The 23,835-nt window shown below is 73.7% G+C and carries 19 protein-coding genes; 16 read left to right on the forward strand and 3 right to left on the reverse strand.

Annotation, left to right across the window (positions count from 1 at the left end):
- Positions 1 to 54: 54 nt before the first annotated feature.
- From DYI95_RS02235 to DYI95_RS02250, 4 genes are all read left to right on the forward strand, one after another.
- On the forward strand, positions 55 to 1,749 hold the full coding sequence (locus DYI95_RS02235) for an iron ABC transporter permease (protein WP_116901016.1): 1,695 nt from the start codon (positions 55 to 57) through the stop codon (positions 1,747 to 1,749).
- Positions 1,746 to 3,074, forward strand: coding sequence for an ABC transporter ATP-binding protein (locus DYI95_RS12910; protein ID WP_305849868.1), 1,329 nt, complete (start codon positions 1,746 to 1,748; stop codon positions 3,072 to 3,074). The genes DYI95_RS02235 and DYI95_RS12910 overlap by 4 nt, the downstream gene beginning before the upstream one ends.
- Positions 3,071 to 4,120 (forward strand): GDP-mannose 4,6-dehydratase, encoded by a 1,050-nt coding sequence (locus DYI95_RS02245; RefSeq protein ID WP_116901015.1) that lies wholly within the window; start codon positions 3,071 to 3,073, stop codon positions 4,118 to 4,120. Before DYI95_RS12910 ends, DYI95_RS02245 begins: the two co-directional genes overlap by 4 nt.
- Positions 4,121 to 4,203: 83 nt before the next feature.
- A complete protein-coding gene (locus DYI95_RS02250; RefSeq protein ID WP_116901014.1) occupies positions 4,204 to 4,947 on the forward strand; it encodes a CPBP family intramembrane glutamic endopeptidase in 744 nt (247 codons plus the stop codon).
- 180 nt (positions 4,948 to 5,127) lie between these two features.
- On the opposite strand, the gene DYI95_RS02255 is transcribed toward DYI95_RS02250, so the two are convergent.
- Complete coding sequence (locus DYI95_RS02255) at positions 5,128 to 7,137, reverse strand: sodium-translocating pyrophosphatase (RefSeq protein WP_116901013.1); 2,010 nt, start codon at positions 7,135 to 7,137, stop codon at positions 5,128 to 5,130.
- Positions 7,138 to 7,526: 389 nt separating this feature from the next.
- Here DYI95_RS02255 and DYI95_RS02260 point away from each other — a divergent pair, with 389 nt between their 5' ends.
- The 3 genes from DYI95_RS02260 to DYI95_RS02270 all read left to right on the forward strand — a co-directional run bounded on the left by DYI95_RS02260 (position 7,527) and on the right by DYI95_RS02270 (position 11,675).
- Complete coding sequence (locus tag DYI95_RS02260) at positions 7,527 to 8,912, forward strand: 5-formyltetrahydrofolate cyclo-ligase (protein ID WP_243149805.1); 1,386 nt, start codon at positions 7,527 to 7,529, stop codon at positions 8,910 to 8,912.
- Between the two features lie 134 nt (positions 8,913 to 9,046).
- A complete protein-coding gene (locus DYI95_RS02265) occupies positions 9,047 to 9,553 on the forward strand; it encodes a MarR family winged helix-turn-helix transcriptional regulator (protein ID WP_243149806.1) in 507 nt (168 codons plus the stop codon).
- On the forward strand, positions 9,525 to 11,675 hold the full coding sequence (locus tag DYI95_RS02270; protein WP_116901011.1) for an MDR family MFS transporter: 2,151 nt from the start codon (positions 9,525 to 9,527) through the stop codon (positions 11,673 to 11,675). The genes DYI95_RS02265 and DYI95_RS02270 overlap by 29 nt, the downstream gene beginning before the upstream one ends.
- Positions 11,676 to 11,876: 201 nt before the next feature.
- On the opposite strand, the gene DYI95_RS02275 is transcribed toward DYI95_RS02270, so the two are convergent.
- Complete coding sequence (locus DYI95_RS02275; RefSeq protein WP_116901010.1) at positions 11,877 to 12,440, reverse strand: MOSC domain-containing protein; 564 nt, start codon at positions 12,438 to 12,440, stop codon at positions 11,877 to 11,879.
- A gap of 71 nt (positions 12,441 to 12,511) precedes the next feature.
- The gene (locus tag DYI95_RS02280; protein WP_116901009.1) at positions 12,512 to 13,582 is read right to left on the reverse strand and encodes a lysylphosphatidylglycerol synthase transmembrane domain-containing protein; all 1,071 of its coding nucleotides are present in this window, start codon (positions 13,580 to 13,582) and stop codon (positions 12,512 to 12,514) included.
- A 172-nt stretch (positions 13,583 to 13,754) separates the two neighbouring features.
- On the opposite strand from DYI95_RS02280, the gene DYI95_RS02285 reads away from it, so the two are divergent.
- From DYI95_RS02285 to DYI95_RS02325, 9 genes are all read left to right on the forward strand, one after another.
- A complete protein-coding gene (locus DYI95_RS02285) occupies positions 13,755 to 14,846 on the forward strand; it encodes an ROK family protein (RefSeq protein WP_116901008.1) in 1,092 nt (363 codons plus the stop codon).
- Positions 14,847 to 15,075: 229 nt separating this feature from the next.
- A complete protein-coding gene (locus DYI95_RS02290) occupies positions 15,076 to 15,546 on the forward strand; it encodes a DUF4260 family protein (protein WP_116901007.1) in 471 nt (156 codons plus the stop codon).
- 255 nt (positions 15,547 to 15,801) lie between these two features.
- On the forward strand, positions 15,802 to 16,743 hold the full coding sequence (locus DYI95_RS12915; RefSeq protein ID WP_116901006.1) for an RNA polymerase sigma factor: 942 nt from the start codon (positions 15,802 to 15,804) through the stop codon (positions 16,741 to 16,743).
- Positions 16,730 to 18,061 (forward strand): hypothetical protein, encoded by a 1,332-nt coding sequence (locus DYI95_RS02300; RefSeq protein WP_116901005.1) that lies wholly within the window; start codon positions 16,730 to 16,732, stop codon positions 18,059 to 18,061. Before DYI95_RS12915 ends, DYI95_RS02300 begins: the two co-directional genes overlap by 14 nt.
- 31 nt (positions 18,062 to 18,092) lie before the next feature.
- Positions 18,093 to 18,776, forward strand: coding sequence for an ATP-binding cassette domain-containing protein (locus DYI95_RS02305; RefSeq protein WP_116901022.1), 684 nt, complete (start codon positions 18,093 to 18,095; stop codon positions 18,774 to 18,776).
- 103 nt (positions 18,777 to 18,879) lie between these two features.
- Positions 18,880 to 19,374 carry a VanZ family protein gene (locus DYI95_RS02310; protein ID WP_116901004.1) on the forward strand — a complete coding sequence of 165 codons (495 nt, stop codon included), beginning with the start codon at positions 18,880 to 18,882 and terminating at the stop codon, positions 19,372 to 19,374.
- A gap of 141 nt (positions 19,375 to 19,515) precedes the next feature.
- Positions 19,516 to 20,628, forward strand: coding sequence for an ATP-binding cassette domain-containing protein (locus DYI95_RS12920; RefSeq protein WP_116901003.1), 1,113 nt, complete (start codon positions 19,516 to 19,518; stop codon positions 20,626 to 20,628).
- Positions 20,625 to 22,844, forward strand: a complete 2,220-nt coding sequence (locus DYI95_RS02320) for an ABC transporter permease (RefSeq protein WP_116901002.1) — start codon at positions 20,625 to 20,627, stop codon at positions 22,842 to 22,844. Before DYI95_RS12920 ends, DYI95_RS02320 begins: the two co-directional genes overlap by 4 nt.
- Positions 22,841 to 23,587, forward strand: a complete 747-nt coding sequence (locus tag DYI95_RS02325) for a hypothetical protein (protein WP_116901001.1) — start codon at positions 22,841 to 22,843, stop codon at positions 23,585 to 23,587. The genes DYI95_RS02320 and DYI95_RS02325 overlap by 4 nt, the downstream gene beginning before the upstream one ends.
- Positions 23,588 to 23,835: the final 248 nt, after the last annotated feature.

The raw sequence follows: 23,835 nt of genomic DNA on the forward strand, positions 1-23,835 counted from the left end.
TGTCTATCAATTCGACCGCGGCCGTGCTACAGTGAACCCGAGGAGGCGACCCCTGTGGCAGAGGCCTGGTCCCCCGTGCGGACCCCGGTGGCAGTCCCCCAGCCGGCGAGAAGGCCCGGCCCGGGCCCCCGGGCAGGTTCCCTGGAGGCCGCCCGCCGCAAGGCGGGAGGGCCGGGTCGCGGCCCCCAGCCGCCGCTGGCCCTGGTGGTGCCGGCAGCCCTGGTGGCCGCGGCGATGCTGCTGCCGGTGGCTTACCTGTTCATCCGCACGGCGGGAGCCTGGGACCGGGTGGCCGAGTTGCTCTTCCGGCCTGCCACCTGGGCCATCGCCGGCCGCTCCCTGGGGCTGGTGGCGGCGGTGACCGCCACGGGCGTGATCCTGGCGGTGCCCCTGGCCTGGCTGGTGGTGCGGACCGACCTCCCCGGGCGGCGCTTCTGGGCGGTGGCCACGGTGCTGCCCCTGGCCATCCCGAGCTACGTGGGCAGCTTCCTCTACGTGGTCGCCGCGGGGCCCCACGGGCTCCTCCAGCGCCTGCTGGCGCCCCTGGGCGTCCAGCGGCTGCCGGACCTGCACGGCTTCTGGGGCGCCTACCTGGTCATGACCCTTTTCACTTATCCTTACATTTTGTTGCCGGTGCGGGCCGCCCTGGCGCGCCTCGACCCGGCGCTGGAAGAAGCGGCGCTCAGCCTCGGCCGCAACCGCGGCGCCACCTTCCGGAGCGTCATCCTGCCCCAGTTGCGCCCGGCCATCCTCTCCGGGGCGCGGCTGGTGGCCCTGTACACCCTGGCCGAGTTCGGCGCCGTGACCACCTTGCGCTATGAGACCTTCACCTGGGCGATCTACGTCCAGTACCAGGCCGCCTTCGACCGGGCGGCGGCGGGGGGCCTGGCCCTGGTGCTGGTGGCGGCGGCCCTGGCCATTCTGGGACTGGACGCCCTGCTGCGGGAGCGGTGGCGGTACCACCGGGACACCCCCGGCACGCCGCGGCCACCGGCGCCGGTTCCGCTGGGCCCGTGGCGCTGGCCCGCCCTGGCCTTCTGCGCCGCCGTAGTCCTGCTGGGGCTGGGCGTCCCCCTGGGCGTGCTGGCCTACTGGGTGGTGCGCGGCGTGCTGGAGGGAAGCTGGTGGGAGCTACTCGGGCCGGCCACTTTCAACTCCCTGGCCGTCGCCGCCCTGGCCGCCGCCGGAACGGTGGCCGCCGCCCTGCCCGTAGCGGCCCTGGGGGCCCGGTTCCCCGGTTTCCTGAGCGGCCTGGTGGAGCGGGCCAGTTACGTGGGCTTCGCCATCCCCGGGATCGTCATTGCCCTGGCCATGGTCTTCTTCGGGGTGCGGTTCCTGGGCCCGCTGTACCAGACGGTGGCCTTGCTGGTGGCCGCTTACGTGATCGTCTTCTTGCCGACGGCCCTGGGCCCCTTGCGGGCGTCCTGGCTGCAGGTGGATCCCAAGCTGGAGGAAGTGGCCCGCACCCTGGGCCGGCGGCCGTGGCAGGTCCTGGCCCAGGTGACCCTGCCTCTGGTGCGGCCGGGCCTGCTGGCCGGGGCCGGGATGGTGTTTCTGGTGACGCTGAAGGAGCTGCCCTTGACCTTGATTCTGAGCCCGGCGGGGTTCGGCACCCTGGCCACCTCGGTCTGGAACTCCATCACCGAGGGCTTCTTCGGCCAGGCGGCGGTGAAGTCGCTGCTGCTGGTGGCGGCGTCGGCCGCCTCGGTCATGCTGATCCTCCGCCGGGAGGGGGAGTGGCAGGCGTGAAGGATGCCGGCGCGCCCGTCATCCGCTGCCGCGGGCTGGTGAAGCGCTTCGGGCCCACCCAGGCGGTGGCGGGCCTGGACCTGGATGTGTACCGGGGCGAGATCCTGGTGCTGGTGGGGCCCAGCGGCTGTGGCAAGACCACCACCCTCCGGCTGATCGCCGGCTTCGAGGTGCCCGACGCCGGCCGCATCGAGCTGAGCGGCCGGGTGGTGGCGGGAGCGGGCCGGCCGGTTCCTCCCGAAGAACGGCGGGCCGGGCTGGTGTTCCAGGAGTATGCCCTGTTCCCCCACCTGACGGTGGCGGAGAACATCGCCTTTGGCCTACCCCGGGGGCCGGAGCGCCGGCGCCGTGTGGCGGAAATGGTCGAACTGGTGCGGCTGGAGGGCCTGGAAGACCGCTACCCCCACGAGCTCTCGGGCGGCCAGCAGCAGCGGGTGGCCCTGGCCCGGGCCCTGGCCCCGCGGCCCCAGATCCTGCTCTTAGACGAACCCTTCTCCAACCTGGATGCCGACCTGCGCCAGCAGGTGCGGGAGGAGGTCCGGGAGATCCTGCGCCGCACGGGGACCACGACCGTCCTGGTGACCCACGACCGGCGGGAAGCGCTCAACCTGGGCGACCGGGTGGCGGTCATGCACGGGGGCCGCATCGAGCAGGTGGGCACTCCGGAGGAGGTCTACTACCGGCCCCTGACCCCCTTCGTGGCGGAGTTCATGGGACCCGCCACCCTGCTGGAGGGCCGGGTCGAACCCGGCGGCATCGCCACCGAGCTGGGGTTCTTCCGGCAGGGCGTCACCGTGGCGCCGGGCACGCCGGTGCGGGTGCTGGTGCGGCCCGACGACGTCACCCTGCGTCCTCTGGCGGGCGGGCGCGCCGCCGGCTGGACCGGGCCGGGGGCTACGGGCGTCATCGCCGGCCGGGAGCGGCGGGACGGCTACTACCATTACCGGGTGCGCCTGGATAGCGGTACCGTGGTGGGCAGCGAGCTGGTGCACGTCTACGACTACCCGGCGGGCACCCGCGTCTTCGTGACGGTCGACGCCGGCCATCCCCTCCACTGGTTCCCGGTGGGGGACGAACCGGCACCGGACGCGGCGCCGGCGGCCGGCGGGCCAGCCGCTGCCGCGAGTGGTCGGGGGCCGGCCGCTCCGGCCGGTCAGGACGGTGCCCGGACCCCGGCCGCCAAGGGGGCCCCGCCGGCGAAGGGGGTCCCGTCGGGTATGCCGGCGGGGAAAGACACCCCGGCGGGGCAGCGCCTGGGCGGTCCGGCGGTGGCGCGGCCCTACGCCCCCCATTCCGGGACCCCGGGGCGGGGGGAGCGGGCATGAGGTTGCTGATCACCGGCGGGGCCGGGTTCATCGGTTCCCACCTGGCCGAGCTGGCCCTCTTGCAGGGAGCGGACGTGGTGGTGTTGGACAGCTTGACGGCCAACTACGACCCGGCCCTGAAGCAGGCCAACGTGGAGTTGCTGCGGCTGCGGGCGGCCCGGGCCGCCGGCGCCTTCCGGTTCGTCCGGGGTGACGTGCGCAACGGCGAGCTTTTGGACCGTCTCTTTGCCCGCCACCGGTTCACCCACGTGGCCCACCTGGCGGCCTTGCCGGGGGTGCGCCCCTCCCTGGCCGAGCCCCGGCGCTACCTGGAGGCCAACGTGGGCGGCACGGTGGCCCTGTTCGAGGCGATCCGGCGGTATCCGGGGCAGGTCCAGCGGGTGGTGGTGGCGTCGTCGTCGTCGGTGTACGGCGCCCAGCCCGGACCCTGGCGGGAGGACATGGCGCCGGCGCCCCTGTCGCCCTACGCGGCCTCCAAGGCGGCGGCCGAACAGTACGCCCTGACGTACCAGCGGCTGCTGGGGATCGGCGTGACCAGCCTGCGCTTCTTCACCGTGTACGGGCCGCGCCAGCGGCCGGACATGGCCATCGCCCGCTTCACCGCGCGGGCGCTGGCCGGCCAGCCGATCCCCGTCTTCGGTGACATCCAGAGTCGCCGCGATTACACCGAGGTGGGCGACGTGGTGCGCGGGACCTGGGCGGCCTTGCTGGAACCCGGCGCCGGCTACCAGGTGTACAACCTGGGCAGCGGGCGACCGGTGTCGCTGCAAGAGCTGATTGCCGCCCTGGGACGGGTCCTGCACCGGCCCATCGCCCTGGATCTGCAGCCGCCGGCGCCGGGGGACGCGCCGGCGACCTGGGCCGATATCGCCCGCGCCCGGGAGCGGCTGGGGTACGAGCCGCGGATTTCGCTGGAGCAGGGGCTGGCACGGTACGTGGCCTGGGTGCGGTGGAACCTGCCGCTGGGGCGGGGGCACGGGCAGCCAGGCTTCCCGGCCGGTGACCGCTTCCGGCGCGGCTTGCGGCGGCGGGGGAACGGGCGTTAGAGGAAGGCGTGGGAGGAAAGGGGCCGCCGTTTCGAGAAGCGACAGCGAGCTCCCATCTCGCTGGTCGAAGGCGGGTAACCTGCTTGTGCCGTTTCCTCCGCTGCGAGAAGCCGCACCTCGGGCCAGGGCTCACGGAAGTCCTGTCGATCCTGGTCGCTACAGCCGCTCTGAGCGATCTCCTCGCCGTGCTGGTTCGTCCCCACGTCCAGGGAACGCCGTACGGTGTGCTGACCTCCTGGGCGTCCCACGGGCCCCAGTTGCTCATCCCATGGGTATGGTACCGCCTCCGGGTCGTTCCGGCCGTCAACCGGCAGGGACGCGCGACGGCGCCGCCGGCGGCAGGGAAATGGCGGCGGTCCCGGTCGTTTTGGATCCTCCTCTTCGTGCTTGGCGGCAGCAAGTTCATGGGCGAAGCGGCGACGTCCTGGGGAGAACCCCGCCCTCTTTGGGCTTCCGCCGGCATCCTGCCCATCGTGCTGGTCCTGCTCTTTCAAGGCGTGATGGTCGGTTTCAGCGAGGAAATGATGTTCCGGCCGGCCCTGCATCTCCCCCTTCGGTTCCTCGTACCCGGTCAGGTTCGGGCCGGCGGCCTCGTCCTTTCCCGGGCAATGCTCCTGACCGCCTTGCTCTTCGGGCTGTTCCACGGGTCCAACGTCCTGCTGGGCGCGAGCCTCCCGGCGGTGGTGGCCCAATCGGTTGCCGCAACGCTCGTCGGGATGATCCTGGGTTCCTACTACGACCGGACCGGCGACTATGCGGGCGTGGCCATGCTTCACAACGCGCTGGACGGGGGCTCCTATCTGGCCTTGCTCGTCGTGACCCGATAACGGCCCAGCCAGACCGACCGGCCTCGCTTTCCGCCCGTCGCGGACGCGCCGGCGGGTCGCGTCCAGTGAACCCGGGTCCGTTGGTGGGGTGGGCGATGGGCCGTGGGGGGCTGCGGGTAGCAAAAGGGGCCGGATGCCGGGCATCCGGCCCCTGCACGTTCCTTTGCCTTGCGGCGGCGTTCACAGCCACAGCGACGCCACGATGGGCGCGATCAGCAGGGCCACGATGTTGATGATCTTGATCATCGGGTTGATGGCCGGCCCCGCCGTGTCCTTGTACGGGTCGCCCACGGTGTCGCCGGTCACCGCCGCCGCGTGGGCCTCGGTGCCCTTGCCGCCGTAGTGGCCCATCTCGATGTACTTCTTGGCGTTGTCCCACGAGCCGCCGCCGTTGGTCATCTGGATGGCGATGAACAGGCCCGTGATGATCGAGCCCACGATCAGGCCGCCCAGCGCCTTGGGACCCAGGGCCAGGCCCACCACCACGGGACCCAGCACGGGGATCAGGCCGGGCACCACCATCTCGCGCAGGGCCGCCCGGGTGACGATGTCGACCGCCCGGCCGTAGTCGGGCTTCGCCTTGCGCTCCATGATGCCCGGGATCTCGCGGAACTGGCGCCGTACCTCTTCCACCACGTCGAAGGCCGCCCGGCCCACGGCCTCCATGCTCATGGAGGCGAAGAGGAAGGGCAGCACGCCGCCGATCAACAGGCCGGCCAGCACGTAGGGGTCGCCCAGGTCGAAGGTCAGGGCCTGGGCGCCCGCCTTGCCGAGTTCTTCCACATAGGAGGCGAAGAGGACCAGGGCGGCCAGCCCCGCCGAGCCGATGGCGTAACCCTTGGTCACCGCCTTGGTGGTGTTGCCTACGGCGTCCAGCTGGTCGGTGACCTCCCGGACGGAGTCTTCCAGGTCGGCCATCTCCGCCAGGCCGCCGGCGTTGTCGGTGATGGGGCCGTAGGCGTCCATGGTGACGATGATGCCCGTCAGGGACAGCATCGCCATGGCCGCGATGGCCACGCCGTAAAGCCCGGCCAGGTTGTAGGCCAGCAGGATGGCCACGGCGATGACCAGGGCCGGTACCGCCGTGGAGCGCATGCCCACGGCCAGGCCGGCGATGATGTTGGTCGCGTGGCCGGTCTGGGAGGCGTGGGCGATGTTCTGCACCGGCCGGTAGTTGGCCGAGGTGTAGTACTCGGTGATGATGATCATCGCCACGGTGACGCCGAGGCCGATCAGGGAGGCATAGAACAAGCTCATGTCCAGGCCCAGCCACCGGGTCACCGCGAAGAAGCCGATGGTGCCGATGATGCCGCTGGCCAGGGCGCCCTGGTAGAGGGCCCGCATGATGCCCCCCGGCTTGGCCGGCGGGGTCGCCAGCACGCCGGCGATGGAGCTCACGATGCCCACGGCGCCCACCAGCAGCGGGAAGAAGACGAACCGGGAATCGCCGGCGAACTCCGGGGTCAGCAGGCCCAGGAGGATGGCCGCCACCGCCGTGACGGCGTAGGTCTCGAACAGGTCCGCCGCCATGCCGGCGTCGTCGCCCACGTTGTCACCCACGTTGTCGGCGATGACCGCGGGGTTGCGCGGGTCGTCTTCGGGGATGCCGGCCTCCACCTTGCCCACCAGGTCGGCGCCCACGTCGGCCGCCTTGGTGTAGATGCCGCCGCCCAGGCGGGCGAAGACCGAGATCAGGCTGGCGCCGAAGCCGAAGCCCACCAGCGCCGAGTTGTTCTGGGCGCCGGTGAGCCACACCAGCGCCGTCACGCCCAGCAGGCCGAGACCGACCACCATCAGGCCGGTGACGGCCCCGCCCTGCAGGGCCACGCGGAAGGCGGCCGCCAGCCCCTGGCGCGCCGCCATGGCCGTGCGCATGTTGGCCCGCACCGCCACGTTCATCCCGATGTAGCCCGCCGCCGCCGACAGGACGGCGCCGACGAGGAACCAGACGGCCGTCGTCAGGCCCATCCCCGGCGCCGCCGCCAGGATGATGAACAGCACCGCGGCCACCACGGCCAGGGTGCGGTACTGGCGGTTCAGGTACGCCGTCGCCCCCGCCTGGATGTGGCCGCCGATGTCGACCACGGCGGGGTTTTCCACCGGCAGCCGGACGATGCGGTTGGCAAAGACGAGTCCGGTGAGGAGCGACAGCAGGCTCCCGGCCAGCGGGATCCAGAGCAAGCTGTTCATGTGCTTTGCCCCGCTGTGAGGCGGGTCCCTCCTTTCTTTCCCCGACAAATGCTGACGGTCCGATGAACATGATAAAAGTGTTGGAGGAACGGGACCAGTCCTTGCAGCAAAAGTCACGTGAAGGCATATCCTGCCGCCCCCAGCCCGGGATGGGCGGAGGAACCCGCGGCCCTGGCGACCGCACCGCCGGCCTGGCATCCGCAGCGCGGTTCCGCGCACGCGGCGCCGGCGACCGCGGGACGGCGGTAGACCAAGGTGCCCGGAGCCGGTGAGGGCCCTGGGCCGGGGTGGAACCCCGCCCGGCAGGAGCCGCCCCGCCCGGGGCCCGGAACCCCTCGGGGCCGGGACCGGCCCGGGCGGCTCAGCGGGCCAGGATCGGACCAGCGCGGGTGAAGCTTGTGACGAAAGATGGCGCATGGGAGGAGAGGTCCTTCGAGCCGGCGGCCGGGGAGGGCAAGGGCGGCGGCAGGGCGCCGGCGGGCGCCGGGCACCCCCGGGAGGTCGAACCCGCCAGCGATGCCGGCGCCGCCAAGGCAAAAGCCCGCCAACAGGTGTACCGGCGCCTGCGGGAAGCCGGTGCGGCCCGCTTCCCCTTTCCCATCGAAGGCCGCATCCCCAACTTCAAAGGCGCCGAGCGGGCGGCGGCCCGGCTGCGGGAGCTGGACGTCTACCGCCGGGCCCGGGCTCTGAAGGTCAACCCCGACACGCCCCAGCTGCCCGTCCGGGCCATGGCCCTGGCCGACGGCAAGACCGTGTACATGCCCACGCCACGCCTCCGGGGCGCCTTCCTGCGCATCCGGCCCGAAGACGTCCCCCGCGGCGAGGAGCGGCGCGCGGCCCAGCTGGGCAGGGCCGCGGAGTACGGCCGGTTCGTCACCCTGGACGAGATGACTCCGGAGGCGGCGCCCATCGATCTGGTGGTGGCCGGCGCCGTGGCCGTCACCCGGGACGGGGCCCGGGCGGGGAAGGGGGAGGGCTATGCCGACTACGAGTACGCCCTCCTGCGGGAACTCGGGCATCCCGAACTGCCCGTGGTGACCACGGTCCACCCCCTGCAGATCGTGGAGAGGCTGCCCGTGGCACCCCACGACCTTTCGGTGGACATCATCGTCACCCCCGATGAGGTGATTTTCACCCGGACCCCCTACCCCAAACCGCGGGGCATCCACTGGGAGGCGGTGACCCCCGAGGATCTGGAGGCCATGCCCGTGTTGCAGGAACTGCGGGCGCTCCAATGGGAGCGCATGCAGGTCCCCGACGTGCTGGCCCCGGGGCTTGGGGCCGTGTTCGTCGGGCTCAACCCGGGGCGGGCCAGCGCCACCGCCGGCCACCACTTCGCCGGGCCCAACAACCTGTTCTGGCGCCTGCTGCACGAGGCGGGCTTCGTGCCGCGGGTCCTGCGGCCTGAAGAGGACGGGCTGCTGCCCCGGTGGGGGCTGGGGGTGACCAACGTGGTGCCCCGGGCCACCCGGGGGGAGGCCGATTTGACCTGGGACGAACTCCGCGCGGGCGGTGCCGCCCTGCGGGAGAAGGTGGCCCGCTTCCGGCCGCGGCTGGTGATCCTCCTTGGCAAGCAGGTCTACCGGGCCTATGCCGGGCTGGCCCGCACGGCGCCCGTGGAATGGGGCCTGCAGCCACGCCAGACGGTGCCCGGGGTGGCCGAGTTCGCCGCGCCCAACCCGTCGGGCCGCAGCACGGTGCCCTATGCCGAGCGGCTGCGGCTCTTGCGGGAGGCCCGGGCCTGGCTGGCCGGCGGAGCGGGCGGCGGGCGGTAGCAGGGGGCCGGCGGGCGGTCGCTGCGGTGGCGCGGGTGGTGGCTCGGGGTGCCGCGGGCGATTGCGGCGGGTGCCTGAGGGCCATGCGCGCCGCGGGGGCCTGCGCAGCTTGTTTCATGACGAAAATATTTCGCTTGACAACGAACTTCGCCCCGCCTACGATCCCCATGATGAACGGCTGGGAGATCCTTCAGCACATCTGGCGCCTGCAGCAGGTCGTCCTGCGGGAGGCCACGCCCTGCCTGGAGCGGCACGGCCTCTTCCGCATGGCGCCCTTCGCCCTGGCCATGGTGCGGCGCTGCGGCACGCCCTCCGGGGTTGCCGCGGCCATGGGCGTGCCGGCTCCGACCGCCAGCCACATCCTGCGGCGCCTGGAGGCCGAGGGATGGGTGACGCGCCAGGTCGATCCCCAGGACCTGCGGCGCTACCGGCTGGCCCTGACACCGGAGGGGCATGAGGCCCTGCGGGCGGCCCGGGCCTGCCTGGAAGAGGCCGTCAACCGGCGGCTCGAGGGCCTGGCTCCCGCAGAGCGGGAGCTGCTGGCCCGGCTGCTGGCGCGCCTGCACGAGGATCTCCCGGGAGGATCGGCGGAACGCGAAGGAGCGGTGTCCGGTGAAGGAACGGAGCCCCATGACCCGTGAGACCATAGCCCGCGGCGAGCCCGGGGCGGGCAACCCCGGCCGGTTGGGGGCGGAGTCGCCGTCCACGGTGGCGTCCCGCGGCGCTGAAACGGCAACAGCGCCTGCTGGCGGCGCGTGGGCAGGCCCCGCGGCCGGAGGGGCGGGTGGTGCCGGCTCGGCGGCGGGTGGCTACCTCCCGGGCGAGCGGCGGCTGGCGATGATCGGCGTGCTGCTGTCCATGTTCCTGGGCGCGCTGGACCAGACCATCGTGGCCACGGCCATGCCCCGGGTGGTGGAGGAACTCCACGGCCTGGACCGCTACGCCTGGGTGGCCACGGCCTACCTGCTGGCCACCGTGGTGGCCCTGCCCGTCTTCGGCCGGCTCAACGAGCTCTTGCCGGGCAAGTGGGTGTTCACCACGGCGGCCAGCCTGTTCCTGGCCGGTTCGGCCCTGTGCGGCCTCTCGCCCAGCATGGACGCCCTGATCGCCTTCCGCGCGTTCCAGGGCATCGGCGGCGGCGGACTCTTCGCCACGTCCATCACCACCATCGGCCTGCTCTACCCGCCGCGGGAGCGCGGCCGGGTCCAGGGCGTCTTCGCCGCCGTCTTCGGGCTGTCCAGCGTGATCGGTCCCTGGGTGGGCGGCCTTCTGACCGACCACATCAACTGGCGCTGGGTCTTCTACGTCAACATGCCCGTCGGCGTCGTGGCCCTTTACTTCCTCCTGCGGCACATGCCGCTGCTGCCGCCCGTGCGGCGGTCGGCCTTCGACCTGCCGGGCGCGGTGACCATGGCCCTGTGGACGGTGCCGCTGATCCTGGCCTGTTCCTGGGGCGGTTCGGCCTATCCGTGGAGCTCGCCGGTGATCGTGGGGCTCCTGGCGCTGGCGGCGGTGGGGCTCGGCCTGTTCATCGCGGTCGAGCGGCGCAGCCCCCAGCCGCTGTTCGACCTGACCCTGTTCGCCAACCCCACCTTCCGCTGGTCGGTGCTGGCCCTGCTCTTCTTCGGCGGCACCTTCCTGGGCAGCGTGATGTTCCTGCCCCTGTACCTGGTGCAGGTCAAGGGCTTTTCGGCCTCCAACTCGGGCCTGGCCCTTACGCCGCTGACCTTCGGCACCATGGCCGGCAGCCTGCTGGCAGGCCAGCTGGCCACCCGTTCCGGGCGCTACAAGCCCATGCTGCTGTTGAGTTCGATGGGCTCGGTGGTGCTGTTCCTGGTCTTCCACGAGGTGCTGCGGGTCGACACGCCCCTCTGGCAGGTGCTGGTGCTGATGGTCCTCCTGGGCTTCGTCTTCGGCCCGTCCATGCCCCTCTACGGCATGGCCGTGCAGAACAGCGTCTCCAGGGAGCGCCTCGGCACCGCCAGCAGTGCGACCCAGTTCTTCCGCCAGGTGGGGTCCACGGTGGCCGTGGCCTTGCTTGGCACGGTGCTCAGCGGCGCCCTCCACGACGGGATGATCCGGCACCTGCCGCCGGCCTACCGGGCGGCGACCCAGGCGGTCCAGATGCCCGCCGAGGGCATGGCGGGCGGGACGGACCTGGAAGCCCGGGTGCGCCAGGGATTCGAGGCGGTGCTGGCCGACGTGGAGAAGGCGCTGCGCGGGGACGGACAGGCCTACGCGCGGCTGCAGGCCGACCCGCGGGTGCCCGCGGCCCTCAAGGAAAGCCTGCCCGAGGGCGGCGTTCGCGCCCAGGTGCGCCAGCAGGTGGCGGGCCTCAAGGCGGCCCTGGCGGCGGCCCTCCAGGGGGACGCGGGGGCGCGGCAGGTCCTGCTGGCCAACCCGGCGCTGCCCGCCTCCCTGCGCCAGCTGGTGGAGCACCCGCCGGCCGATCCGGCGGCGCGCCAGGCGGCCCTGGCGGCGGCGGAGCAGGCGCTGGACGGCCAGGTGGACGCCATGGCGGCCCAGGCGGAAGAACAGGCCATCGCCCAGATCCGCCGGGCCATGGAGCAGCAGGTGGACCAGGCGGTGGCCACCGTCCGCAACGCCTTCAACGAAGCCGTCACCGAGGCCCTGCGCCAGGTGTACCTCTACACGGCGGCCATGGCGGTGATGGGGCTCTTCTGCCTGTTCTTCCTGCCGGATGAGGAACTGAAGCGCAGCTACGCCCAGGGGGAGGCGGTGCCGGCTCCGGCCCGGCAGTGACGGGCCGGCGCGGGAAGGCTGCTCCCCGGCGGCCGGGGGCCAGGTTGCGCTGAGGCTCGGTGGCGTGAGGTCAAACTGCAGCGGCGCCGGCCCGGCAGTGACGGGCCGGAGCGCCGGGACTGCGCCGGTGGCCGTCCCCAGGAGCCGGCGGCGGGCGTCTCGCCGGCGGCGGGTTGCCGTTGCCACCACCGGGACGAGGCTCTAGCTTCGCGGCAGCCAGATGCGCACCCGGTCGCCCTGGGCGATGCGGCCCGGCCGCTCCACGGAGAGGACGATGCCCCGCCGCCCCCGTGCCACCTGGACGAACCGCACGGGCAAAGCCTCCCGCTCGGGGTGCAGGGGGTGCAGCGCCGCCAGCACCTGGCCCGGATGGCGGCAGGGGCGGTTCTCGCCCTCGCAGACCAGCCCCGCGCCGCCGGGAAAGAGCAGCCGGGCCCCCGCCGGCAGGCGGGTCAGCTCCGGCAGGCCCTCGAGCAGCAGGTTGGCGCCCAGCCATTCGGGCAGGACCGCATCGAGACCGAGGCCGGCGGCGATGGCGGCGCACTCCTCCACCGACACGGCGCTGAGCTGGCGCCGGTTGCGGATGGGGGTGCCCCGCGGGTACATGGGCTCCCGGCTGCCCGCCGGGCGGGTGAGGCCGTGGTGGCGGTCGCCGGGGATGCCGCCCAGGTCGACCTCCACCGCCTGGACCCGGCGGCTGATGAAGGTGTCCGGTTCGGTGGCGACCAGGACGGCGGCCACCACGCAGGTTCCGGCATAGGGCATGGCAAGATTCCTCGCTTTCGCGACCCGTGGCGGAAGCGCCCGCGCGACCCATGACGGAAGCGCCGCCGGGATCAGCGCCGATCCGCCGCGGCTGCCGGGGAGGTGGCGCCGGAGAGGCCGGCCGACCCCGGTTGCCGGCGGCCGGTGGGGTGCCGGCGGCTGCCGGCGGCTTCCCGCGCCCGACCCAGCAGCCGGCCCGGGCCTCCGGCCAGGCGCCAGGCCGGCTCCAGGCCCGCCGCCACCGCGAAGAGGTACTTGGCCAGGTGGGTGGCCAGGGCGATGCGGAAGGCGGCGGCGGGTTCCACCGCGTAGAGCTGGAGCGCCAGGGTCATGTTCGCTTCGTAGGTGCCCAGGCCGCCCGGGGTGATCGCCAGGACCTGGCCCGCCACTGCCACCAGGGTGGCGGTGAGGGCGGCGGCCGGGTCGAGGGGCGCGCCGAGGCCCCGGGCCACCACCGCCAGGATCCCCGCCTCCAGCGGCCAGCTGAGGGCCGAGAGCAGCCACGCCAGGGCCAGCCGCCGCCCGGGTACGGCGGCCAGGGCGGCGGCCATCGGTGCCAGGCGAGGCCAGCGCCGGGTCAGGCGCGGTGCCAGGCGGGCTCCCGCCGCCAGCCCCACGGGGACGGAGAGACCCAGGACCACCGCCGGCACGACGGCCGCATGGGCGGGCGACAGGAACAGGGCGGCGGCCGCCACCGCCAGTAAGGCGGCCGTGTCCACGCCCCGCGCCTGCACCACCGACACAAGGGCTTCCGCCCGGGGCAGGCCGGCTCGCACCGCCAGGGCGATGCGGGCGACCTCGCCCAGCTTGCCCGGGGCCAGGTGATTGACCAGGTTGGCTGCCAGGGTGAGGCGCCAGAGCAGCACGAAGGGCAGCCGGCGGCCCCTCGGCGGCAGGAGCACCTGCCATGCCCAGGCGCGCAGGGCAAAGGCGGCGGCGTACGCGGCCACGGCCGCCAGGGCCGGGGCCGGTTCGTCCCGGAGGAACCGGCCCAGCGCGGCCAGGTCGGCGGGCCGCACCACCCGGGCCGCCACGGCCACCAGGCCGGCCAGCAAGGCCAGGCGCAGGGGCAGGAGGCCGTAGCGGGTGACGGGCCCGCGCCGGGCGGCGGAGCGGAGAGCGGGAACGCGCATGGGGGTCATGACAACCGCATTGTACTACGGATGACGGGGTGCCAGGGGAACGGGGGAGGGGACGGGTGCCAGGGGGACCGAGAGGGGACGGGTGCTAAGAGGACCGCCGGCGCCACCCGGTGAACTCTAGGGCGGAATCTATCCGGGTGCGCCATCTCATCCGGTTTGCGAGGCTCGATCGATGACGGGAACCTTCCATACTTACGTATCTGGAGCGGACGCAGCGGGCAGGGCCGGTGCCGCCGGCAACGACGGGGCCGCCGCCCGGCCCGCCGTGGACACCGCGGCACCCGCGGCATCCCCGTCCACCGCCGGCCGGGGCGAGGAGCCCGTGGTGGCCGGTATCGACCTGGGAGGCACCAAGATCGCGGCCGGCCTGGTCGACCGCCAGGGCAGGGTGCTGGCCAGCCGGACGCTCCCCACGGACGCGCCCTCCGGCCCGGCGGCGGCCATGGACCGCATCGCTGCCGCCGTCCGGGAGCTGGCGGAAGAGGCGGGCCGCCGGCCGCTGGCGGTGGGGGTGGGCGCGCCCGGTCCCCTGGTGCTGCCCGAAGGCCGGTTCGCCGGCACCCCCAACCTGCCCGGGTGGAACGGCTTCGCCCTGCGGGACCAGCTGGCCGGGCGCCTCGGCTTGCCCGTCGCCGTCAACAACGACGCCAACGCCGCTGCCCTGGCCGAAGCCCGGCTGGGTGCCGGCCGCGGGGCGGAGGTCATGGTGTACGTCACCGTCGGCACGGGCATCGGCGGTGGCCTGGTGATCGGCGGGCGCCTGTTCAGCGGCGTCAACGGCAACGGGGTGGAGATCGGCCATACCACCGTCGACCCCGAGGGGCCGGCCTGCGGTTGCGGCAACCGGGGCTGCTGGGAGGCCGTGGCCGCCGGGCCCGCCCTGGGGCGCCTCGCCACCGAGCGCCTCGGCCCGCCGCCGGGCCGGCCGGGCGGCCGCTGGACCGCCCGCCAGTTGCTGGACGCGGCGGCCGCGGGTGATGAACGGGCCCGGGCGGTGGCGGAGGAGTACGCCCGGCTGCTGGGGATCGGGCTGGCCAGCGCGGTGAACCTGTTCAACCCCGACCGGCTGGTGCTGGGGGGCGGGGTGATGGCCCGCTACCCGTTGCTGGCGCCGGCCATGGAGGCCGAGATGCGTCGCCGGGCCCTGCCGGCCAACCTGGCGGCGGTCACCCTGGTGCCTGCGGCCCTGGGCAAGGACGCGGGACTGGTGGGCGCGGCGCTGCTGGCCTGGGACCTGCTGGACGAACCGGCACCCCGGCGCTGACCGCCCTGCAGCGGCGGCCCGTGGCGGGCACCCGCAGGGTGGCGGCGTGGCCGTCCGGCTGGCTGGCTGGATGACCCGCCGGCTGCGGCGGTTACTGCCCGGAACGGCGCCTTCGGGGCGGCCCGCGGCCCTGCCGGCCGGCCCGGCCCGCGGCCGGCCTGGTCCGCGGCCTGTGGCCTTCCGGAGCCGGCTACGGCCCGTACGCGGGTGCCGGGGGGAGGGGGAAACTGTGGCGCGGTGGTGGCTGCGGCTGGAGGGGGTGCTGCTGGCCGTGGCGGCGGTGGCGGCCTACGCGGCCGGCGGCGGCGGCTGGGCGGCCTTTGTCGCGTTCTTCGTCCTGCCCGGGGTGATCGGTGGGATTCCCTTCCGCAGGGCGGCACGGCGCCTGGAGAGGGATGGGGTGCAGGGCTCCGCTCCGGCCCAGGGAGCCCGCGGCCGCCGGCGCCCGGCGGGCGAGGCGCCCGAACCGCTGGTCCCGCGCTGCTGGTTCCTCCTGTACAACGCCGCCCACAGCACGGTGCTGCCGCTGCTCCTGGGCCTTGGGGGATGGTGGCTGGCGGGCCGGGTCTACCTGCCCCTGCTGGGCTGGCTGGCCTACATCGGGCTGAACCGGGCCCTGGGCCGGGGGCTCAAGCTGTACCCCTACCTGCGGTCGACCCACCTGCAGCTGGAAGAGGCGCCCCTCCGGCCCCGCTGGTGAGCCGGGGGCGGCCCAGAGACGGGGTGCACCCCCGGGGGTTCGGGGCGCTCCCGCAGGCGCCCTACAAGTGCTCCCGCAGGTGCTCCCGTATGTGGCCCCGCAGGTGCTCCCGCATGCTCCCGCAGATGGTGCAGGGCCCTCGAGCGGCTTTCCCGGGCCACTCCGGCCGGTCTTCCGGCGGGAACCCGGCCCGGGGTGGTTCGTCTTCTGGACGGGGGATGGGGCGGCCCTGGGTGAGGGAGGAGGAGCGGACCGTTGGAAGGCGGCGGGTATGCAGCGGACATCCCATGGCGGCTGCGCCACCTGGAGCCACCGCGCCCCGCGCGGCAACCGGCCCGGGACCGCAGGGACGCGGCCGGCACCGGCTCGGCCGGTGGGGCAGGGCTTGGGGCCGGGAAAGGGGATGGGAGCCGGGTCGAAGCCGCCGCCGCACGGGCTGGCGGGTTTCCCGGACGGGCCGTGACGGGGGCGACCCTTGGCCCTGGGGCTCGAGACACCGGTGCTCTTCCCGGTGCGGCCTCCCCCTTGCGGGCGCCTTCCCGCGGACCGGAGGAGGATGCCTCCTGGGAGGCCGGCCTGCGGGCGGGCGATCCGGCCGCCCTGCAGCGGCTGGCCGAGCACTGGGCACCCCGCCTGTACCGCTATGCCCTCCGCCTGGGAGCGGATCCCGAAGCCGCCCAGGACCTGGTGCAGGACACCCTGGTCCGGGCGCTGGGCAGCTTTCGCGCCGGCCGCATTCCCGGCCGCCTGGGCCCCTGGCTCTACACCATCCTGACGAACCGGCTGCGGGACGATGCCCGCAGCGCGTACCGCCAGCGGGTGGCCCTGGCGGCCGCCATGCCCGAGGGACCTCCACCATGGCACGCCGGATCCTCCCCTGACGGGGCCGCGGTGGACGGCCCCGGCTGCGATCCGGCTGAGGTGGTGGCCTGGCGTGCCGGCCACGCGGCCCGGGTCGAGAGGCTGCGGGCGGCCCTTGGTACCCTGCCGGAACCCTGGCGCCAGGTGGTGGTCCTGCGGATCCTGGAAGAACGCCCGGTGGCCGAGGTGGCGGCCATTCTCGGCATGGCCGAAGGGACCGTCAAGTCCCGCCTGCACCGGGCGCTGAAGAGCCTGCGCCAGGCACTTGAAGAGCTGGACCGGGAGTTGGAACCGGCGGGCGGCCAGGGGGAGGTGACGCGCGATGACGAGCCCTGACGCGGCGGCTCGCCGCAAGGGCGAGCGGCGGGAGCCCCCGGCGGCAAACCCGCCCGCACCGGCTGGGGAAGAACGGCCTGCTGCGCCCAATCCCTCCGCCGCGGCCCCGGCCGGTGCTCCGGACCACGATCCGGCCGCAGGGTCTGATGACCCCCGTCTCGCGGGGGCCACGGCGGCTCCCCAGGGTGCGGCGCAGGCCTGGGAGATGCTCTGGCAGGAAGCGGCGGAAGGGGCCCGCCGGGAGGGGGACGATCCCCTCTCCCCGGCGGAGGTGAAGGCCCTGTGGGCGGACTTCGCGGCCCTGCGGGCCGAGCCCGGACCCGTTCCCCAGGACCTGGTGCCCCGGGTGACCCGGGCCTTGCTGGCGACGGCGGGCGGGCAGGAGGAACCCGCGCCCGTTGCCGCGCTGCCCGCCGGCCCGGTCCCGGCCCGGGCCGGCGGCGGGCCCCTGGACCGGGACGCCCTGATCCCGGCCGGTACGGTGCGGCCTCGTATGGTGCAGCTGCTGAGGCTTCTGGCCGCGGAAGCCCGCTGCTTTCCCCTGCCGTTTCTCGCCATACAACTGCTTTTGATGGCCGGCGGCCTGCTGCTGCATCTGGTGGCGGTGGAGACGGCCCGGGGGCTCATGCCGGACTGGACCCCGGCGCTCCGTGCGGCAGGGGATGGGGCGGGAGCCCTGGGTCCCGCAAGCCGGCCGGTGCTGGACGGCTGGCGCCTCATCCTGCTCTCCGCCGACAGCCTCGCCCTGGTGGCGCCGTGGCTGGGCACCCTGGTGGCGCTGGCGGCCGTCTGGCCCCGGCGGCAGCGGCTATGGGCCGATCTGGAGACCCTGTCGCCGTTCCCTGCGGCCAGCCGGCTGCTGGCGCGGGCCGGCGTGGCGGGCCTGCTGGCGACCCTGTTCATCCTGGTGGCGGGGTGGATCCAGCCGGCCGCGGTGCAGGCGTTCATGGGCCTGCCGCCCGGGGGTCCCGCTCCAGACACCGTTCCGGCGTGGCCGGCTACCGGGGCGGTCGCCGGTTCGGCGGCCGGGACCCTCGGCGGGACCTTGGTGGTGATCCTGGCCCGGCTGGCGCCCCTCTGGCTGGCGGCGGCGTGGGCCCTGTGGTGGCACATGCGGGCGGGCACCCTGGGCGCCATGCTGGCCTCCGCCGGCCTGTGGACGGCCGTGACCCTGGGGGGCCACTGGCTCGGCCCCTGGAACCCGCTGGCCGCGGGCCCCTTGCCGGCGGTCGCCGTGCAGGCGGCCATGCTCCTGGCGGCGGCCCTGCTGGGGCGGGGGTTGGCCAAGCAGGCGGGCGCCGGGGAGGTGGCCGTATGAATGGGGCTCCTGGCGTGGGGAGATGGACCCCATGGCCCTGACCCTGGCCGGAGTGCGGCGCCTGGCGTGGGAGGAGCTGGTCCTGCCGAGCCGGCAGCCGGTGGCGGTCCCTGACACCGTGCTGGCACCAGGGGTGGTGCTGGTCACAGGGCCGCCGGGGGCGGGCAAGTCGCTGTTGCTCCGGGTGCTGGCGACGCTGGCCGTTCCTCGCCGGGGGCAGGTGCACTACCCCTGGCCGGCTCCCGGCGGGGAGCCGGTTTCCTTTCCCGGGGCAGGACCCGGCGCCCTGGCCGTGGTCCGGGGATGCACCGGATACGTGCCCCAGGAAGGCCGCGTGGCCCGGGGGATGAAGGTGGCCGCCGCCCTGGCCTACCTGGCCGCCCTGCGGGCCGTGCCCGAGCCACGGCAGGCGGTGGCCGCGGCCCTCCGGCGGTGGGGCCTGGACGGTGCGGCCCGCCAGCGCCTGGAGGAGCTTTCGGGTGGCCAGTGGCGCCGCTGGTTGCTGGCCCAGAGCCTGCTGGCGCGCCCGGCCCTCTGGATCCTGGACGAACCCGCCCGTGGCCTGGACCATGACGGCGTGACCCTTTTGCGGGCCGCCCTGGAGGAATACCGGGCGGCGGCCGCCGGCGGCCGGCCGGTATGGGCGGTGGTGGCCGACAGCGAGGGGCGGCTGGCCGATCTGGCGGACCAGTGCCTGGTCCTGCCGGGGCGGTGAGCGAGGCTCCGCGCCGCCCGTCGCCCGGCGCCGGCAGCCGGAGCAGGGCCCGCGCCGGGGCCACCGGTGCAAACGGCATAAGGAGCAGGAAACAGGGGGGACGGTGGTACCCATACGTCGCAACCAGGCCCGGCGGCGGCCGGGGTGGGGCTGGCTGCGGGCACTCGCCTTTGGGGTGTACCTGGCGGTTCTCCTGCGCGTGACGGTGTTCAAGTTTCCGGCGCCGCTGTGGCGTAACGGCTTGGACCCTGAATTGCTCGTGGCCCGCTGGCGCTGGTCCGTTAACCTGATTCCTTTCCGTACCATTGCCGGGTATCTGGCCGGCGAGCCGTCGCCCGGGGTAGCAATGCAAAACCTGGCCGGCAATGTGCTGATCTTCGTGCCGTGGGGGCTCCTTTGGGTCTGGTGCTGGCCGCGGCGGGCATCGGCCCGGCTCGTAACCGCCAGCGCCCTGGTCACCAGCGGCATCCTGGAGACGGCCGAGTTCTTCCTGGGGACTGGGTCGTGGGATGTCGACGATCTACTGCTCAACGTTCTTGGCGCCTTACTGGGCTACGGGGCCGCCCGGGTCGCCCGCCTGGGCTTCAGACGTGCCTGAGCGAGATGGGAAATGGACGCTGGCAGACGCTGAGCAATGCACGCCGGCCGGATCCTCCCGGCCGGCGTGCCGCTGGTAGGGAACGTCCGGCGATCTCGCCCGTCTCTCCGGGTGGAAGAGACGGTGCGGGGAGGATGAAGGATGGACGCGACCCGTCGCGCTCCCTCACGCCGCCCGGGCGGCCCGGCGGCGGCCGCTACGGGCAGCGCGGGAGAGGAAACGGGCATTCGACTGCACCTGACCGGCGTCAGCAAGATATACGGCCGCCGGAAGGTGGCCCTCGAAGACGTGAACCTGTCCTGGGGACCCGGCGTGCTGGGCCTTCTGGGGCCCAACGGAGCCGGCAAGAGCACCCTGCTGGGCATCCTGGCCACCCTGGTGGAACCCAGCCGGGGGCAGGTCCGCATCGGGCCTTGGACCCTGCCCCGGGACCAGCACGCGGTACGCCAGCACCTGGGCTACCTCCCGCAGGAAGGCGGCTGGTTCCCCCAGTTAACGGTCTACGAGACCCTGGACTTCGCTGCTATCTTCAAGGGGATCGGCAACCCCGCCGCCCGCCGGCGGGAGGTCGAGCACCGGCTCGGGCAAGTGGGACTTCTGGACGTGCACCATGTCCGGGCCGGCCGCCTCTCGGGCGGCATGCGCCGGCGCCTGGGCATCGCCATGGCCCTGCTGGGCGATCCCGCCCTGATCCTGCTGGACGAACCCACCGCGGGGCTCGACCCCGAGGAGCGCGTCCGCTTCCGCCAGCTGCTGGGCGGCCTGGGCCCCGAGCGGCTGGTCATCTTCTCCACCCACGTGGTGGAAGACATCGCCGCCACCTGCGAGGAGGTGGCCGTGATCGCCGGCGGGCGGCTGCGCTGGCTGGGACCGCCCCAGGACCTGGCCGCCTGTGCCGCGGGCCTGGTCTGGGAAGTGGAAGGGAGTGCGCCCGAAGGGGCCGTGGTGGTCTCGTCCCGGCGGGAGGGGGGCACCGCCCTGCTGCGGGTGCTGGCATGGCACCGGCCGCCGGGAGCCCGTCCCGCGGAGCCCCGGGTGGAAGACGGCTACGTGGCCCTGCTGCGGGGCCTGGCGGCCGGTCGCAGGGGGGGCCCGGGGGACCCGGCCGGGGCGCAGCGGCCGCAGCGGGTGACCGGTCCGGAGGCGCCGGATAGGGAGGAACCGGCGGGGCCGGCGGGCGGCGGCTCCGCCGGCCGGGCCAGCGGGGGCCGCGGGGCCGGTTCGCCCTCCGGCGGGAAGGGGGCCAGGCCGTGAGCTGGATCGCTTCCTTTCGGACGGCAACCCTCTTCACCTGGACCCGGGTGCGGCGCAGCTGGTGGTTGCCAGCCGCCGCGGCCGGCGGCCTGGCCACGGGCCTGGTGACGGTGACCCAGACCGTGGCGGAGACCGGAGCCGGCGTCCTCCAGCAGGCGGCCCAGTTCCTGGCCTTCCTCCAGGTGGGGGTCATGGTGCTGGCAGGGCTGGCGGCCGATCCCGAGAGGGATGAGGACAGCGCCGCGGTGCTGTGGTCCTGGCCGGTGGACAAGGCGGCCCTGGTCCTGGGCAGGTTCGCCGGGACGGCACCCCTGGCGCTGCTGGCGGCCCTGGCGGCGGTGCTGCCGCCGGCGGTACGGATCGCCATGTTGCTCAGGGAAGCCGGAATGGGCTGGCCCCACCTGCTGGCCGAGTGGGGCCTGCTGGCAGCCGGAATCGTTGCGGGTGCCCTGTGGGCCGCCGCCCTGGGCGTGGCCCTGGGCCTGTGGCTCCGGGGTCTGGGGCTGTTTGCGGCCCTTCTGGCCACCTGGCTGGCCGGCGTGCTGGGCCCCTACGTGCTGCAGGCGCTGTTCGACCTTTTCTTTCCCTTGGCCTGGCTCGCCCAGTGGACGGGCTCGGGCATGTTGCCGGCTGACTTCCTTAACGTGGATCTCACGGGTATTTCCGAGGACCTTCCACTGTACCTGATGCACAGGGCTTTCTATTTCGCCGCCGGCCTGGCGGTGTGCGGGGGTGTGGCCCTGTGCTACAGGCGCCGGCGGGGGGTGGCGCCCCGGCCCGGCCGGTGGCTGGGATGGGCGACGGCGGTGGCGGCGGGGATGGCCGTGGCCGCCGGTGCTGGCCTGGGGCTGCAGCTTTACGGCCGGGCTGATGCGGCCCGGCAGGAGCTTCTCTACTACGCCCGGCAGGGGGTGCCGGCAGAAGGGGAGGCGCTGGAACCGGATCCGGCCCCGCCTTACGTGGTCAGCCGCTACGACCTGGACCTGGATCTCCGCCGCGCTCCCGAGGTCCGTGCCCAGGTGGAACTGCAACTGGAGAATCCGGGGTCTCGCCCGGTAAGGGATCCTGTCCTGACGCTGCGCCACGTCTTCACCATCGAGAAGCTGGAAGTGCGGGCTTCGGGCGGCGGGAACGTCCAGGGACGTCGCCAGGGCGACTGGATCCGGCTAGAGGGGCTGGTTCTTCCGCCGGGGGGCGCGGTGACGGTATCCCTGCGCTACCACGGCCGGATCGATCAGTGGATCCTCCCTGGTGGCTACCCCCTGCGGAGCGGTCTGTACGCGGAGGTTCCTGCTCCCTGGCGGGGTGCCCACGCCGGCCGCACGGGGACTTATCTGCCCGTCTCGTACGGCTGGTACCCGCTGCCGGGCCGGGTGACCCTGGCCAGTGCCCTCCGCCTGACGGATCCGGCGACGGGTGGCGCGAGCCTCTGGCTTGATGAAGGCCCCGCCCTGGCCAGCAACGGGACCGTGCGCTGGCCGGGCAGCAGGCCACCGGTGGTGGACGGGGACCCCGCTTCATTTGAACCGGCTCCCGCCGCCTTCCGCATCACCGTCCGGCATCCGGGACACTATCCGGTGCTTTCCAACCTCAATGCCATCCACCGGCCCTGGGGCCCGGAAACCACCATGGAAGGGAGCACGACCTTCGTCCACCTGGTCGGCCGGCCCCTGGCCCGTTACGAGGCGGCAGGGGCCGAGATCTGGTATCCCCAGGAAAACCCTGGGAGCCTGGTGCGTGCCCGCCGGTGGGCGGGATGGTTGAAGCAAGCCCGGGCGCTGGTGGGCGAGACCTCTACGTCCCGGATCATCACCCTGCCGACCCAGGGCACGGCACGGATCAACCGGCTGTTCGTCGATCCCGCCACGGGGGTGGTGCTGGAAGCTGGCGACGCGATTCTCGTGCCGCAGCAAGCGGTCGAAGCCGTTCTGTTCGGATCCCGGGAGGTGGTGACGGAGGCTGAAGCCTGCCTTGGCCATGCCGTCACCAGCCGGATCCTGCGCGCGCAAGAACCGGCCGCGGCATCGCCGCCTCAGCCGGGCGGGCAGGAGGGGCCATGCGCCTCCCTGGCCGGGAGCCCCGCTCCCGATTTCGTCCAGCGCTGGGTAGCCGAGGCCTCCCAGAGGCAATTGGTGGCGGCTCTCGGCCAGCTCCGGCAGCGGGCCGCCCAGCGACCGCTGGAGCCGCACGATCTCTGGGAGGTCATGGGCCCATGAGCGGGGGCTGGCTGCGGGCCCACCTGCGCCTGGCCCGGGCCGGGCTGGGGATGGCCGTGGCGCTGGCGGCTGCCTTCTGGCCGGTCCTGCTCTGGCCGGTGCGCCTTCTCGGCCATCCTCTGCACCTGTACACGCTGGCGCGGATCCTCGAGGAGTTTCTGGTCCTGGCAGTGCTGCCGGTGGCTGTACCGCTCTGGTCCGACGTGGAGGGCCTCCGCCCGGGCTGGTGGCGGGCCCTTCCCTTCCGGCGGGCGCCCACGGTGGCGGGCCGGCTGCTCTTGCCTGTGGCCGTGTACCTCGTTCTGGCTGGGACGATCGTGGCACTGGCCTTTGCGGGTTCCGCCAAGGCAGGCACCACCGGGACGGAAACCCTTCCCCTGCCTGCGCTGGTGCGGGTGGTGGTGGCGGCGGTGCCGCCGGCCCTCCTCCTCTCCGGCCTGGCGAGCGTGGTCGCGGTCGCGGTACGGATGCCTGTGGCGGGTGCGGGCGCCGCTCTCGCCTGGTGGTGCCTGGAAATGCTGACCGGGGGTGATCTGTCCGGGCCCCTTTACCTCTTCGCCACCACCCACGGCCTTCCGCTCCTCGAGGTGGAGCCGGCAAGGATCCAGGCGGCCCTCAGGGGCGATGCTCCATGCCCGGCGGCCTTCCTCGCGAACCGCTGGGCTCTAGTCGGCCTGACGGGCGCTTTGCTCGTGCTCACCCACTGGCTCTACCGGCGCGACGAGGCGTTCCTGCGGCGGTGAGATGGGGCGAGACTTGGGCGAACATTGTCGCAGTTTATGGTTTTGTTGTTCGATGAAATTACTCGGCCGCCCCCTTGCCCAGGGGCAGCGACTATGCTAAAATCGCCCCCAAACCTGAACGATGGCCATGGTGCCGTTGAAGGGGCCAGTACCCTGTCGCGCCACCGCCAGAGAGCCGGCGGCCGGTGCGAGCCGGTGGGGCGGGCAGGGGAATCCACCCCGGAGGCGGCCCCCAGGGTCCGCCCGGA

It is taken from the genome of Thermaerobacter sp. PB12/4term, from assembly GCF_003403315.2.
In the GTDB taxonomy this organism is placed as follows: domain Bacteria; phylum Bacillota; class Sulfobacillia; order Thermaerobacterales; family Thermaerobacteraceae; genus Thermaerobacter.